Consider the following 13613-nt stretch of genomic DNA (forward strand, 5'->3'; position numbering starts at 1 on the left):
TGACCCCACCCCACCGTGCACACCCCGCACACCCCGGCACGCCCGGCACGCCCGGCTCCCCCGATCCCGCAACTCCCGTGATTTCGCGATGTCTCCTGGATGGTGAACCCCTCATGAGCAAGATCCTGCGCACGACCGGTGCGGTGCTCGGCACGCTGGCCCTGGCCGGCACGCTCGCCGCGTGCGGCGGCGACAGCCTGGAAAAGAGCAAAGCCAAAGACGGTACGAGCGGTACGAGCGGTTCGAGCAGTTCGGGCGGCTCCAGCAGTACGGGCGGCGGGAAGAAGGGCTCGCTGGTGGTCGGCGCGGCCGGCTTCACCGAGTCCGCGGTCCTGGCGGAGCTGTACTCGCAGGTCCTGGCCGACGCCGGGTACGCGACCTCCATCACCACCGTGAAGAACCGCGAACTGTACGAACCCGCCCTGGAGAAGGGCGAGATCGACGTCGTGCCGGAATACGCGGCAACGCTCACCGAATTCCTCAATGCCAAGGTGAACGGCGACAAGGCGAAGGACAAGCCGCTCGCCTCCAGCGATGTCTCCGCCACGGTGGCCGAACTGACCAAGCTCGCCGGGCCGCGCGGTCTGAAGGTTCTCCCCGCCGGTGAGGCCGTCGACCAGAACGCGTTCGCGGTGACCAAGGAATTCGCCACCAAGAACAACCTCAAGTCCCTTTCGGACCTCGGCGCCGCCAAGGTGAAGGTGAAGGTCGCCGCCGGTGACGAGTGCAAGATCCGGCCGTTCTGCGCGCCGGGTCTGACCTCCAAGTACGGCATCGACGTCACGGGCATCGACCCCAAGGGCGTCGGCACCCCGGGCGCCAAGCAGGCCGTCAAGGACGGGGTGGACCAGTTGGTGCTGACCACCACGACGGACGCGAGCCTGGACACCTACGGCCTGGTGCTGCTCCAGGACGACAAGAAGCTCCAGAACGCGGACAACGTACTGCCGGTCGTCCATGCGAAGGACGCGGGCGGCCAGGAGATAACCGACGCGCTCGGCAAGCTCACCAAGGCGCTGACCACGGCCGATCTGGTCGATCTCAACCGGAAGGTCGACGCCGAGCGGGCCAAGCCGGCGGATGTCGCGAAGGCGTATCTCCAGTCGAAGGGCCTGATCAAGAAGTAGCCGAATTCGGCGATCGGAGTAACTACCGGGGAACAGATTGACGGGCGGGGGTCCATGGGGGCGCTACGCACGGTAAATTTCAGGCCATGCCACGTGGACGCCACCGTCATTCCCCTCCGCTGCACCGGCTCCTCCAGCCGTCGGCCGTCGCCGGCGTCTCCGTCATCTGCGCCGGGGGCGCCTGGCTCGTCGATCAGCCAACGGCGCTGCGGGCGTTGGCCGCCGCGGCCGCCGCGGCCTGCGTCACCGGCTCGGTGCTCATGCGCGCCTGGGACCGGGCGGCGGGCCGCCGGGTCGCCGAGCTGACCCGCTCGCGCGCCGCCGACCAGTGGCGCACCGAGGAGCGGATCGCCGAGCTGGAGACGGAGTTGGAGGAGTCGCGCGAGCTGCGCGGCCGCCTCGACGCCAAGCTCCGCACCAAACGCATGGAGCTGGCCGCGCTGCGCGGCGAGCACGCGGCCCTGCTGCGCCGCTACGCCAACGCCGAGACCGAGCGGGCCAGCGCCCTGGAAGGCCGGCGGCAGCTCGCCCTGGAGTCCACCGGACCCAAGGCGCTCATGCCGTCCGGCAGCACGCCCACCCCTGCCTCCTACCTCGCGGCGGCCCGCGCCCTGGAGAGCCTCGCGCTCAGTGCCGAACGCCAGGCGAAGGCGCGGGCCGAGGCCGAGGCGTCCCGGGCGCGCGAGTCCGGCGACGCAGGGCCCGGCGAGTTCCAGCAGGCCCGCGCGTCCAGGCCGTCCCGGGAGGATGAGGAGCCGCAGGGGAAGCGCGCGGCGGCCCTCGGCAACGGGGAGCACTCCCGTCCGTCGGCCGCCCTCACCACCGGCCCCCGCCGGGCCGAACTGCCCGCGCCCCCGGCGCCGGTGGCCGCCGCGGTCGTCCCCCATCTCGCCCGCCGCGCGGTGCGCCCCGAGGGCAGCTTCGACTTCTTCGGCACGGGCGGCGCCCAGGCGGAGGCCGCCGAACAGAAGGCCGCCGCGATCGAGGCCGTCCAGGACGAGGACCTCGCCGACGTGGTGGGCGCCGAAGTACTGGCGAACCGGGCCCAGCAGGGCCCCGGCAAAGTGGTCGGCGAGGTCATCGACCTGACTGTCCACGACGAGACGGAACAACTGGACGTGGCGGAACTGAGGACCGCGATCTCGTAGCGTCCGCCCGCTTGTGCGGTGCGGACGGTGACCTCGCGCGGCGGTGCCGCGCGGGGGTGAGCGGCCGCGCACGCCGGGCGGTCGACCGGACGGCATCGGGGAGGGCACGTGGCGCGGGCTCACGAGCACAGGCGCCCCTGCGCAGGGCGCCCGGGCCGGACGGGTGCGTACGCGATGGGGCACCCGGTCCGCACGACGGCCGATGACGATGGGCGCTCGCCCCGGACGACCGCCGACGGAACGACGCGCGGGAACGGGGCCGAGGCGCGCGGCAAAGGTCTGCGGCCGGTACCGAGGCCGCTGCGTCGTGGCGAGTGTCGGTACCTGCCGCAGAGTCCGGACGCACGGGACAGACGGCGTCCGGTCGGCCGCTCCCCCCGGGCGGCCATGGCACCCATTGTGATCGGGAACCCCGCCGTCTTTCCAGGGGGCACGGATGCAGATAATTGCCCGGCGGTCCGCTTCGCGCGCCACGACCGCCCCCACCGACCGCCCCCGCCACGGAAGGCGCTCCCCTTGCACCTCGCCGCCGCCGACCGCGCCGCTCTGCGGGCGCTGCTGCGTGAGCGGCGCGCCGCCGTCAGCCCCGCCTCCGTCGGTTTCCCGCCGCGCCGGCCCGGCCCCGGGCGTCGCGCCGCCGGGCTCAGCCAGGAGCAGCTCGACCTGCTTCTGGAGCGCACCCCGGGCACGTACAACCGGTTCGAGAACGGTCAACTGGCGTCTCCTTCGGCCGAGTTGCTGACCGCCGTGGCCACCGTGCTGCGCCTCGACGAGCAGGAGTGGGTGTTCCTGTGGCGGCTCACCCGGCGCGAGCACCCGCCCGGTCCGCTGCACCGCGCATCGGGTCTGACCGTGCCCGGCGAGTGGCAGCGGGTGGTCGACGGCATCAGCGGGGCGCTCGCGTACATCAATGACGCGGAGTGGAACCTGCTGGCCCACAACAAGGAGTTCGCCGCGCTCTTCCCCGGCGGCGAGCCCCCGGCCAACCCCATGCGCTGGATGCTGCTCGACCCGCAGGCGCGCGAGGTGGTCCTCGCCGACTGGGCGAGGTCCTGGGCGCCGGTGGTGATGCCCCAGCTGCGGCACGCCGTGGAGCTGCGCCCGGGGAACGCGGCGCTGGCCCGCCTGGAGGACGACGTACGCCGGGATCCGGTGGCCGGGCCCCTGTACGAGGGGGCGGCGGCTGCGCCCATCGCCTACCCCGACGGGTCGGAGCGGCCGCTCAACCACGCGCTGTACGGCCCCGGTTGGGTCACGACCTGTGTCGCCCAGCCGGTCACGTCACCGGGGGCGCGGGTGATGCTGCTGCTCTACACACCGGGCGATTCGCTCGCGAGCCGTAGCTCCTCGCCTCGTGCGCCACAGATGAGTTGACCAAGTTTTTGGATTCCCGGGATTGTTTCTGGCCACCTGCCGTACGGTGATGTTCCACCCTTTTTCGATTCGTTGAGGGAGATCGTCCGTGCCCGCTCACATAGCACCTCCCTGTGTGGTTCTGCCAGGGAATGTGGTGACGACCGACGAGATCTGCGCAGACATTCGCCGGGCCCACCCCGATCTGCCGCGCCTGGAGGCGATGCTGCGGGTCGCCCGGGCGACCACCGTGCGGACCCGTAACTTCACCCGGCCCCTGAACGCGCCAACAGTGGCCGGAAACGCACTGGTCGAGGAGCGCAACAGGACGGCTTATGAAGACACGTTGGAGCTCGCGACCGAGGCCGGGCGCCGGGCGCTGGCCGCGACGGGGCTGCGGCCCTCGGACATCGACGCGATCGTAACCAGCCACACCACGTCCTGGACCGTGCCCTCCCTCGACGTCCACCTGGTCGGCGCGCTGGGCCTGCCGCCCACCGTGCGGCGCCATCCGCTGGCCACGCTCGGCTGCGCGGGCGGCGCCCAGGGACTGGTCCGCGCCCACCAGGACATCGCCGCCCACCCCGGCGCCAACATCCTGGTCGTCACCGCGGAGTGCCTGTCGGCGGCGACGTACAACCACGAGGACACCAGCCTCGAATCGATGGTCTACAAGGTGCTGTTCGGGGACGGCGCCGCCGCCACCGTGGTCTCCGGGCGCCCGGTCCGGGACGGGCCGGGCTTCGTCGTCGACGACGCCCTGGAGTACGTGCTGCCGGACAGCTCCGACCGCTACCGGGGCAGACTGAGCGGCGCGGGCCTGCACTTCGACTCCACCCGCGCGGCCACCGCCGCCTTCAACGACTGCCTGCCCGAACTCGCCAAGTGGCTCGACGGCCGACCGCTCGACTTCGCGGTGGTGCACCCCGGCGGCCCGCGCATCCTGGACGACACCGCGGCCGGCCTCGCCATGGACGCCACCGCCCTGCGGCACGCCTGGGAGAGCCTCGCCGTCAACGGCAACCTGGGCGGCTCGGCGGTCCTGGACGTCCTGTCCCGTACGGCCACCACGCCGCCGGCCGACGGAGACGCGGGCCTGGTCATCGCGTTCGGCCCGGGCTTCGTCCTCGCGGCGCTCCACGGCCACTGGTCGAACTGACCGGCGGCGAGGGTCACTTGGCGATGTGGCCCGCACCGGCCGGGGATGGCACCGCCTACTTGTCGATGTCACCCACGACGAAGAACAGGGACCCCAGGATCGCCACCATGTCGGCGACCAGGGTCCCCGGCAGCAGTACCGCGAGCGCCTGGATGTTGTTGTACGAGGCCGAGCGCAGCTTCAGCCGGTACGGGGTCTTCTCGCCCTTGCTGACCAGGTAGTAGCCGTTGACGCCGAGGGGGTTCTCGGTCCAGGCGTAGGTGTGGCCCTCGGGTGCCTTGAGGACCTTGGGGAGGCGCTGGTTGATGGGGCCCGGCGCCAGCTCGGCCATCGCGTCCAGACAGGCGTCGGCGAGGTCGAGCGCGTTGTGGGTCTGCTCCAGGAGGCATTCGAACCGGGCCAGGCAGTCGCCCTCGGTGCGGGTGACGACCTTCAGGGTGTCTTGCAGCTCGCCGTACGCGAGGTACGGCTCGTCGCGCCGCAGGTCGAAGTCGACGCCGGAGGCGCGGGCGATGGGGCCGCTCACGCCGTACGCGTGCACGGCCTCGGCGGGCAGCACGCCGACGTTCCTGGTCCTGGCCCGGAAGATCTCGTTGCCGAGCACAAGCCCGTCGTACACGTCCATCCGCGAACGCACCGAGGCGACGGCGTGCCGCACCCGGCCGAGCCAGCCGAGCGGCAGGTCCTCCTTGAGGCCGCCGACCCGGTTGAACATGTAGTGCATCCGGCCGCCGGAGATCTCCTCCATCACGGCCTGGAGCTCCTCGCGCTCGCGGAACGCGTGGAAGACGGGGGTGATGCCGCCGAGCTCCAGCGGGTACGAGCCGAGGAACATCAGGTGGTTGAGGACGCGGTTCAGCTCGGCGAGCAGGGTGCGGGTCCACACGGCGCGCTCGGGGACCTCCATGCCGAGCATCCGCTCCACGGCCATGACGACGCCGAGCTCGTTGGAGAACGCGGAGAGCCAGTCGTGGCGGTTGGCCAGCATCACGATCTGGCGGTAGTCGCGGGCCTCGAAGAGTTTCTCCGCGCCGCGGTGCATGTAGCCGATGACCGGCTCGGCGTGCTGGATGCGTTCGCCGTCCAGTACGAGCTTGAGGCGTAGCACTCCGTGGGTGGAGGGGTGCTGGGGGCCGATGTTGAGCACCATGTCGGTGCTCTCCGCCCCGCCCCCGATGCCGACCGTCGTCTCCGTCATGGGGTCAGTATCCCCTGCGGGGGGCCGGCGCCTGCGCCGGGTTGGGGTGGGGGGCGCTCCCTTCTCTGCGCAGTTCCTCGCGCCCCTAGAAACCGTCTTCGCCCGCGGACCGTGCGTGGCTGGTCGCGCAGTTCCCCGCGCCCCTTAAGTGCTCGGTGCTGGCCAGCATGGGCCACCTCAGCCCGTCCGGCGTTTGAGGACGAGCGCCGTTCAGGCGCGAACGGGGTCTGGGGCGGAGCCCCAGGGCGTCCGCGGACCGTGTGTGGCTGGTCGCGCAGTTCCCCGCGCCCCTAACCCCGCTCGATCCTGCGGACCGTGGTCGCTTCTCGCGCAGTTCCCCGCGCCCCTGGCAGTACTGGTGCTGGCCCGCATCGGGCATTTCAGCCCGTCCGGCGATTGAGGACGAGCGCCCTTAAGGCGCGAACGGGGTCTGGGGCGGAGCCCCAGGGGCGGGTTGGAGTAGCCAGGTGAAGGTGCCCAGGCCGGACCGGGAGGTCAGCTCCGCTGCTTCGCCCGCCCGGGCGAGAGCCCGTACGTACGCCGCGGGATCCGAGGACGCCAGCGATAGTGGGGGCCGGCCGCCCGAGACCCCCAGGCGAGCCAGCGCCTCGCGCTGGGACAGCAGCTCCGCCCCCGGCAGCGCGCACGCGTCGAGCGCCACATGCGCCGTGATGTCGCAGGACCCGTCCGGCACGGGCGCGACCTCCCGCCCGTCGCGGAACCCGCTCAGCGTCCCGAACGGCGGCCGCGCATCCCGCGTGTGCGCGTAGTCGACCGCCACCGCGAGTCCCGCCTCCAGAGAGCCGACCGCCGCCGCCCACGCCTCGTCGCGCGGCCGCCCGATCTCCGCCCGGGTGCCCGGCTCGGTCAGCGGCCACCAGCGCGCGAGCCACGCGGCGTCCGCGCCCGACACGGGTTCGCCCAGCGTCTCCGTACCATCGGGCCCTACGCGTACGAGCCGGACCACCCCGTCGGGGTCGACCTCGGCCACCTCCACCGGCACGTTGTCGAGCCACTCGTTCGCGAAGAGCAGCCCGCGCACGCCCCGGGGCATCGAGGCGCGCCAGTCGATCCGCTCGTCGAGCCCGGCGGGCCGGGCCGCGCGCTCGACGGCGTACGCGCGGACGGGGAAGTCGGCGGGCAGCGCGGCGAGCACCCCGGTGAGCAGCTCCCCGCGCCCGGCGCCCACGTCGACGAGGTCGACCGGCCCGGGTCCGAGCCCGGCCGCGACCTCCGTAAGGAGGCGGGCGACGGCCCCCGCGAAGAGGGGCGAGGCGTGCACCGACGTACGGAAGTGTCCCGCGGGTCCCTCGGGCCGCAGATAGAACCCGCCGTCCCCGTAGAGCGCCCGCTCGGCCGCCGCGAGCCACCCCCGGGGCCCGTCACCCCCGTCGAGCGCCCCGCCCGCCGCACGGAACACCTCCGGTTCCGCTCCTCCCACGCCCGTCCCCGAACCGCTCCCGCCCGCGGGCTGCTGACACGTCTCATCCGTCACGTGTTCAAGTCTCCACCTTGCGGAGTACGCCGTCGGTGTCAGGATCGCCCCGGCGGTTGACTCCTGCACCTATCCGGCTTCCCTACGCTGGGTTACGTGCAGCGCCTCTATGACTTCATCCGCAGACACCCGACCGGGGTCGACACCTTCTGGGCCGTCATCCTGGTCGGGTTCTCCTGCCTGCAAATCGTGGAGGCGCCGGAGCATCCGAGGCAGGCGGCCTGGAGCATCCAGGCCCTGGTGGCGCTCGGCATGGGCGCGGTCGTGGCGCTGCGGCGCAGGGTGCCCGAGAAGATGCTGCTCCTCGTGATCGGGCTCGGTCTCGCCCAGGTGGCCCTGAACGTCCACCCGCAGATCGCGGACTTCGCGATGCTGGTCATCGTCTACACCGTGGCCTCGGCGGGTGAGCGCTGGGCCTCACGGCTCGCGCTGGTGGGCGGCCTGTTCGCGGCGCCCGTGGCCCAGGTGCGCTGGATGGAGATGGCCGGCGGCACCGACGGCACACCGGAGAAGATCTTCTTTGTCGTCATCATGACCGTCCCCTTCGTGCTGGCCTGGGTGCTCGGCGACTCGATGCGCACCCGCAAGGCGTACTTCGCGCAGCTGGAGGAGCGTGCCTCACGCCTGGAGCGGGAGCGCGAGGCGCAGGCCAAGGTGGCGGTCGCCGCCGAGCGGGCCCGCATCGCGCGCGAGCTCCACGACGTGGTCGCGCACAACGTGTCGGTGATGGTCGTGCAGGCCGACGGCGCCGCGTACGTGATGGACACCTCGCCCGAGCAGGCGAGGACCGCCCTGGAGACGATCTCGACGACCGGCCGCCAGGCCCTCGCCGAGATGCGCCGGCTGCTCGGCGTGCTGCGTACCGGCGAGCACCAGGAGGCGGGCGAGTATGTGCCGCAGCCCGACGTCCAGCAGATCGAGGACCTGGTCGAGACGGTCCGCGGGGCCGGCCTCACCGTCGACTTCAAGATCGAGGGCACCCCGCGCCCGCTGCCCAGCGGCGTCGAGCTCACGGCGTACCGCATCGTGCAGGAGGCCCTCACCAACACCCGCAAGCACGGCGGTCCGGACGCGGGGGCCAGCGTGCGCCTGGTGTACTTCGACGACGGGCTCGGCCTCCTCGTCGAGGACGACGGCCGCGGCGCCGCCCACGAGGTGTACGAGGACGGGGGCGCGGACGGCCAGGGCCACGGTCTGATCGGCATGCGCGAGCGCATCGGCATGGTCGGCGGCACCCTCGACGCGGGTCCGCGCCCCGGTGGCGGCTTCCGCATCAGCGCCCTGCTGCCCCTCAAACCGGCCCACTGACGACGGGCGCCTGATTTCCTGTACGTGCCGCTTACGAGCTCGTACGCGGACCGGTGCTCCGGTACGCGCTCGTGTGCCCGACCTTTGTACGGCTTGATGGAGAGGGAACGATGACGATCCGCGTGATGCTCGTCGACGATCAGGTGCTGCTGCGCACCGGGTTCCGGATGGTGCTCGCCGCCCAGCCGGACATGGAGGTCGTCGCGGAGGCGGGCGACGGCGCGGAGGCGATCGAGACCCTGCGCGCGACCGCCGTCGACGTGGTCCTGATGGATGTGCGCATGCCGCGCCTGGACGGCGTGGAGGCCACCCGGCGTATCTGCGAGGCGACCGATCCGCCGAAGGTGCTGATCCTGACCACCTTCGACCTCGACGAGTACGCCTTCTCCGGCCTGAAGGCGGGTGCCAGCGGCTTCATGCTGAAGGACGTGCCGCCCGCCGAACTGCTGGCCGCGATCCGCTCGGTGCACAGCGGCGACGCGGTGGTCGCGCCCTCGACGACCCGGCGCCTGCTCGACCGGTTCGCGCCGATGCTGCCGAGCGGCGCCAAGGAGCCGGAGCACCGGCAGTTGGAGCGGCTGACCGAGCGCGAACGCGAGGTCATGCTGCTGGTCGCGCAGGGCCTGTCCAACGGTGAGATCGCCGCCCGGCTGGTCCTGTCGGAGGCCACGGTCAAGACCCATGTGGGCCGCATCCTGACCAAGCTGGAACTGCGCGACCGCGTCCAGGTCGTGGTCCTGGCCTACGAGACCGGCCTGGTGCGCGCGGGCGGCGGCGCCAACTGACGTGCGCATGAGGCCACTTGGGGACGGGTCTTTCCGTGACCCCATTGCCCTTAGTTCGATGAGCGTCGTACTATCGGGGGCGTCCAGTGCTCCGGCACTCGGCGCTCGGTGTGATTCGACTGATGATTCGGCTACGGGGGAAGTGGCGTCATGCGTGCGATCAGGTTCGACGAGTTCGGCGGTCCCGAGGTGCTCCGGCTGGTGGAGTCGGAGGTCCCGGCGCCGGGGCCGGGCGAGGTGAGCATCGATGTCGCGTACGTCGGCGTCAACTTCGCCGACCTCAAGGCGCGTTCGGTGGGGTACCGGGTCGAGGCGCTGCCCTTTGTGCCCGGTCTCGAACTGTCCGGCCGGGTCCGTGCGCTCGGCGCCGGGGTCGAGGGGCTCGCGGTCGGCCAGGAGGTCGCCGCGCTGACCGAGGGCGGCGCCTACGCGGACGTGGCCCTCGCCCCGGCCGCCACCGTCTTTCCGCTGCCCGATGGCGTGAGCCTGCGCACGGCCGCCACCCTGCCCACCGTGCTGCCGACCGCGCACGCCCTGATCCACGAGGTGGGCCGGCTCCAGGCCGGTGAGAGCGTCCTGGTGCAGGGCGCGGCGGGCGGTGTCGGCACCGTCGCCGGGCAGCTCGCCAGGCTGGCCGGGGCGGGCGCGGTGTACGGGGTGGTCTCCAGCGGGGCCAAGGCCGACTACGCCCGCAAGCACGGCTACGACGACGCCTTCCTCACCGACACCTTCGACGCGGATGTGCTGCGCGCCACCGGGGGCCGTGGCGTGGACCTGGTCCTCGACCCGGTCGGCGGCGAGACCCTGCGCCGGGGCCTCGACTCGCTCGCGCTGTTCGGCCGGCTCGTCTCGTACGGCAACGCGAGCGGCGAGGCAGCCTGGCAGGTGGGGCAGGACGAGCTGTACGGGCGGGGCCGCAGCGTCTCGGGGTTCTCCATCCTGGGGCTCGCGGCGGGCGACCCCGAGGCGCTGCGCGTGATCGCGGACCGCGCGCTGCGGCTCGCCACCAGCGGGGCGGTGGAGCTGCCGGTCACCGCCGAGTACGCCCTCGAAGAGGCCGCGGGCGCCCATGAGTTGATGGAGAGCCGGACCTCGACGGGCAAGCTCCTGCTGCGGGTTTCCTAGCCGCGGATCCGGCGGGCCGGGGTGCTCCCTGGGAGCGGGGGCCCGGGGTGGGGCGGGGCCCCGCCCCTCCCCGGGCCCCCGCTACCTCAGCACCCCCTCCAGGAAGTCGCTGCCCAGGCGGGCCACCACCGTCAGGTCCAGCTGGTGCAGCACATAGCGGCCGCGCCGCCGGGTGGTGAGGAGGCCCGCCCGCTTCAGGACGGCCAGATGGCGGGAGACCTCGGGCGCGCTGATGCCGTGCTGCTCGGCGAGCTCGCCCGTCGTGTTGGGGGAGCGCGCCAGGTTGCGGCACAGGCGCATCCGCATCGGGTGGGCGAGGGCCTCCATGCGCCGCTTGAGCAGCTCCACCGAGGCGGGGGAGGGCAGTTCGGGACCGTGCACCGGGTAGTGGATCACCGGCCGCCAGCCCGGCGCGTGCAGCACCATCAGATGCGGCCAGCCGAACGAGGTGGGCACGAAGGTGAGCCCGGCACCGGGCTCGGGGTCCAGGGCGGTCGTGTGGCCCTCGCTCAGCTTGTCGATGGCGATCCGGTTGCCGCCGTCGTCCAGGCTGAGCGCGGCCGACACCGCCTGGACTGCCTCGGCGAGCCCCTTGCGGCGCAGCAGCTCCGCCTTGTGCCGTGCGTCCGCGGCCAGTTGGACCCGGGTCCGCCGCCAGGTGTCGGCGAAGAACGCCTGGTCGCAGTCCTCCAGGAGGCGCCGCAGCCAGGCCCGTACTGACGCCGGGTCGTCCAGGAGGCGCCGGGTGAAGTCGACTTGGCGGGGACCCCGGTTCGCGGCCAGCTCCAGGGCGCGCGCCCGCATCGCCGGATCGTGCAGCGGGGAGGGCGTCTTGACCGTGTACAGGTTGCAGGTGAACTCGAGCGCGGCGGAGGTGAACCGCTCGTCCGAGAGCTGGTCGAGCAGGTCGAGGTCCTCGGCGAGCGTCGCGCCCGTGCCGCCGTCCCGGCCGGGTATGCCCGCGAAGGGCATGAACACGTCGGAGAAGGTGTGCCGCCACAGGAATTCGGCCTCGTGCATCCGGTCCGCGAGGTCGGGCTTGAGGGCGGCCGCGGTCGCCGTGGCCCAGCCGTGCAGCCCCGGGTGGTGCCCCGGCTCGGAGAGCGCGTGCAGGGCCAGGCCCAGCTCGGCCAGCGGCGAGATCGCGAAGCCGATGCGCTCGGGCGGCAGGCCCGTGATGTCGATGGTCACGCTCATGCGCCCATGGTGCACCGGGCCACCGACAACCCGGCCGCCGATTGACGGTCCCGGTCAATCGGCGGGCCGGCCGCGCGCCCACCCGGGAACGGGCCCGTTTGACGCGGCCCGTCAATCGGCGCGACGCGCGGCCCGAACGGGACCACTGTGGACGCATGGACGCGATGCAGCAGCACATGATCGACAGCTACCGCGCGGCACGCCTCGGCACGCCCGCGCCACCGGTGCCGGGCACCCACGACGTGGCGACCCTGCGCGGGATACGGGACCGGCGCCGCTTCGAAGCGGTCCTGGCGGGCCGTCTCGCCACCGGCCGGGTACGGGCCGCCCTGGCCCATCTGTTCGCCCCGCAGCACCACCACCGCCACCCGCCCGCCTGCCACTGAGCGCGGCCCCCGCGGGAACCCGGCCCCCGCGGGAACCCGGCCCCCGGGTGAGCGCGGTCCTCGGGAGCCCCCGGGGGCTACGGCAGCCGGCGTACGAAGTCGGCGACCGCGGCCCGTACGTCCTCGGCGCTCCACCGCAGGCCCGGGGCGTTCACGGTGACCTCGGTGAGGGCCAGGCCCGCCGGCCCCGAGGGGCTCGGGAACCAGCGCCGGAACAGACAGACGCCGCTCTCCTCTGCCTGCTGGAGCGCGGCCGCGCCGAGCACCTCGGCGTCGTAGGGCAGCCACACCTGGAACTGGTGGGTGTGCGGCGGCTCGGGGTGCACCCGGAACCATGGCACGCCCGCCTGCGCGAGACCCTCCCCGATCGCCTGCGCCACGACCTTGGCGTGGGCCACGTACGCGGGCAGCCGGGGCAGCTCCTTGCGCAGGCCGAGCAGCCCGGACAGGGCGGCGGGAAACTGCTGGAAGAGCTGGCCGCCGTAGCGGTGTCGCCAGGTGCGGGCCTCCGCGATCAGCGACTCGGGGCCCACCAGGACGGCGCCCGAGAGGCCGCCCAGCGTCTTGTAGAAGGACACGTACACGCTGTCCGCGAGGCCCGCGATCTCCCGCAGGGGCCTGCCGAAGTGGGCGGTGGTCTCCCAGAGCCGGGCGCCGTCGAAGTGCACCACCGCGTCCCGCTCGCGGGCCGCCTCGACCACGGCCACCAGCTCGTCCCAGCCCGGCAGGACGAAGCCCGCGTCGCGCAGCGGAAGCTCCAGCATCAGCGTGCCGAAGGGCTCCTCGAAGGTGAGCACCTCCTCCGCGTTCGGCAGCCGCGGCTCGTCGGTCGGATGGACCGTGCGCAAGCCGCTGAGCTGGGCGAAGGCCTGGCGCTCGTGCACCTCGGGGTGGGCCAGCGGGTGCAGGGCGACCGTCGGGTTCCCGGTGCGCGCCGCCCAGCAGCGCAGCGCGGCCTGCTGGGCCATGGTGCCGGTGGGGAAGAACAGACCGGCCGGAAAACCCAGCTCCTCGGCGGTGGCCCGCTCCAGCTCCGCCACCGCGCCGCTGCCGTAGAGGTCGGCGAACTCGTCCAGGTCGTACACCTCGGCGCCGTCCGCCAGGAGGGCCCTCAGACGCTCACCGAGGGTGTGGTCGCCCGAGTGCTCGGCCAGGGTCCGTTCCGCGCCCCTGAAGACGGCCAGGCGGCGCTGGTGGGCCTGGTCCGGGGTCTCCCCGGGGCCGTCCTCGGGGGTGGGGGAGGCGGTCTGGGGGTCGGAATCCCGCTCGGTTTCTGCCATGGCGCGATGATCGCCCACACCCTGTGGACAACCAAAGGGGTTTCCGTGCCCG

General features: G+C 72.9%; 12 protein-coding genes. 8 read left to right on the top strand and 4 right to left on the bottom strand.

The genetic code is table 11. The features are described 5' to 3' along the window. Positions 1 to 113: 113 nt before the first annotated feature. The 4 genes from N4G70_RS20975 (at position 114) to N4G70_RS20990 (ending at position 4787) form a co-directional block, all read left to right on the top strand. Positions 114 to 1127, top strand: a complete 1014-nt coding sequence (locus N4G70_RS20975; RefSeq protein ID WP_261714205.1) for an ABC transporter substrate-binding protein — start codon at positions 114 to 116, stop codon at positions 1125 to 1127. An 86-nt stretch (positions 1128 to 1213) separates the two neighbouring features. Then, positions 1214 to 2275, top strand: a complete 1062-nt coding sequence (locus tag N4G70_RS20980) for a hypothetical protein (RefSeq protein ID WP_261714206.1) — start codon at positions 1214 to 1216, stop codon at positions 2273 to 2275. Between the two features lie 516 nt (positions 2276 to 2791). Beyond that, on the top strand, positions 2792 to 3649 hold the full coding sequence (locus N4G70_RS20985; protein WP_261714207.1) for a helix-turn-helix domain-containing protein: 858 nt from the start codon (positions 2792 to 2794) through the stop codon (positions 3647 to 3649). A 136-nt stretch (positions 3650 to 3785) separates the two neighbouring features. Continuing rightward, on the top strand, positions 3786 to 4787 hold the full coding sequence (locus tag N4G70_RS20990; protein WP_261714208.1) for a PhlD: 1002 nt from the start codon (positions 3786 to 3788) through the stop codon (positions 4785 to 4787). A 55-nt stretch (positions 4788 to 4842) separates the two neighbouring features. On the opposite strand, the gene N4G70_RS20995 is transcribed toward N4G70_RS20990, so the two are convergent. Together N4G70_RS20995 and N4G70_RS21000 are read right to left on the bottom strand one after the other, a co-directional pair. Then, positions 4843 to 5985 carry an NADH-quinone oxidoreductase subunit D gene (locus tag N4G70_RS20995; protein WP_261714209.1) on the bottom strand — a complete coding sequence of 381 codons (1143 nt, stop codon included), beginning with the start codon at positions 5983 to 5985 and terminating at the stop codon, positions 4843 to 4845. A 412-nt stretch (positions 5986 to 6397) separates the two neighbouring features. Next, on the bottom strand, positions 6398 to 7405 hold the full coding sequence (locus N4G70_RS21000) for an SAM-dependent methyltransferase (protein ID WP_261714263.1): 1008 nt from the start codon (positions 7403 to 7405) through the stop codon (positions 6398 to 6400). Positions 7406 to 7576: 171 nt separating this feature from the next. Between N4G70_RS21000 and N4G70_RS21005 the strand changes: the two genes are divergently transcribed. The 3 genes from N4G70_RS21005 to N4G70_RS21015 all read left to right on the top strand — a co-directional run bounded on the left by N4G70_RS21005 (position 7577) and on the right by N4G70_RS21015 (position 10698). Then, positions 7577 to 8788 (top strand): sensor histidine kinase, encoded by a 1212-nt coding sequence (locus N4G70_RS21005; RefSeq protein ID WP_261714210.1) that lies wholly within the window; start codon positions 7577 to 7579, stop codon positions 8786 to 8788. A 110-nt stretch (positions 8789 to 8898) separates the two neighbouring features. After that, complete coding sequence (locus N4G70_RS21010) at positions 8899 to 9573, top strand: response regulator transcription factor (RefSeq protein WP_261714211.1); 675 nt, start codon at positions 8899 to 8901, stop codon at positions 9571 to 9573. Between the two features lie 150 nt (positions 9574 to 9723). After that, positions 9724 to 10698: a zinc-binding dehydrogenase gene (locus N4G70_RS21015; protein WP_261714212.1), complete on the top strand. Its 975-nt coding sequence runs from the start codon at positions 9724 to 9726 to the stop codon at positions 10696 to 10698. A gap of 81 nt (positions 10699 to 10779) precedes the next feature. Here the strand turns inward: N4G70_RS21015 and N4G70_RS21020 are convergent, their stop codons facing one another. Continuing rightward, complete coding sequence (locus N4G70_RS21020; protein ID WP_261714264.1) at positions 10780 to 11889, bottom strand: DUF5937 family protein; 1110 nt, start codon at positions 11887 to 11889, stop codon at positions 10780 to 10782. Positions 11890 to 12050: 161 nt separating this feature from the next. Between N4G70_RS21020 and N4G70_RS21025 the strand changes: the two genes are divergently transcribed. Then, positions 12051 to 12281, top strand: a complete 231-nt coding sequence (locus N4G70_RS21025) for a hypothetical protein (protein WP_261714213.1) — start codon at positions 12051 to 12053, stop codon at positions 12279 to 12281. Between the two features lie 77 nt (positions 12282 to 12358). On the opposite strand, the gene N4G70_RS21030 is transcribed toward N4G70_RS21025, so the two are convergent. Beyond that, positions 12359 to 13561, bottom strand: coding sequence for a low specificity L-threonine aldolase (locus N4G70_RS21030; protein ID WP_261714214.1), 1203 nt, complete (start codon positions 13559 to 13561; stop codon positions 12359 to 12361). Positions 13562 to 13613 lie beyond the last annotated feature (52 nt).

This window comes from Streptomyces sp. ASQP_92, from assembly GCF_025399895.1.
Lineage (GTDB): Bacteria > Actinomycetota > Actinomycetes > Streptomycetales > Streptomycetaceae > Streptomyces.

Bases quoted from the DNA above. Each gene is read 5' to 3' on its own strand.
- N4G70_RS21025 (WP_261714213.1), top strand. From the start codon at position 12,051: ATGGACGCGATGCAGCAGCACATGATCGACAGCTACCGCGCGGCACGC.
- N4G70_RS20980 (WP_261714206.1), top strand. From the start codon at position 1,214: ATGCCACGTGGACGCCACCGTCATTCCCCTCCGCTGCACCGGCTCCTC.
- N4G70_RS20975 (WP_261714205.1), top strand. From the start codon at position 114: ATGAGCAAGATCCTGCGCACGACCGGTGCGGTGCTCGGCACGCTGGCC.
- N4G70_RS20995 (WP_261714209.1), bottom strand. From the start codon at position 5,985: ATGACGGAGACGACGGTCGGCATCGGGGGCGGGGCGGAGAGCACCGAC.
- N4G70_RS21010 (WP_261714211.1), top strand. From the start codon at position 8,899: ATGACGATCCGCGTGATGCTCGTCGACGATCAGGTGCTGCTGCGCACC.
- N4G70_RS21015 (WP_261714212.1), top strand. From the start codon at position 9,724: ATGCGTGCGATCAGGTTCGACGAGTTCGGCGGTCCCGAGGTGCTCCGG.
- N4G70_RS21030 (WP_261714214.1), bottom strand. From the start codon at position 13,561: ATGGCAGAAACCGAGCGGGATTCCGACCCCCAGACCGCCTCCCCCACC.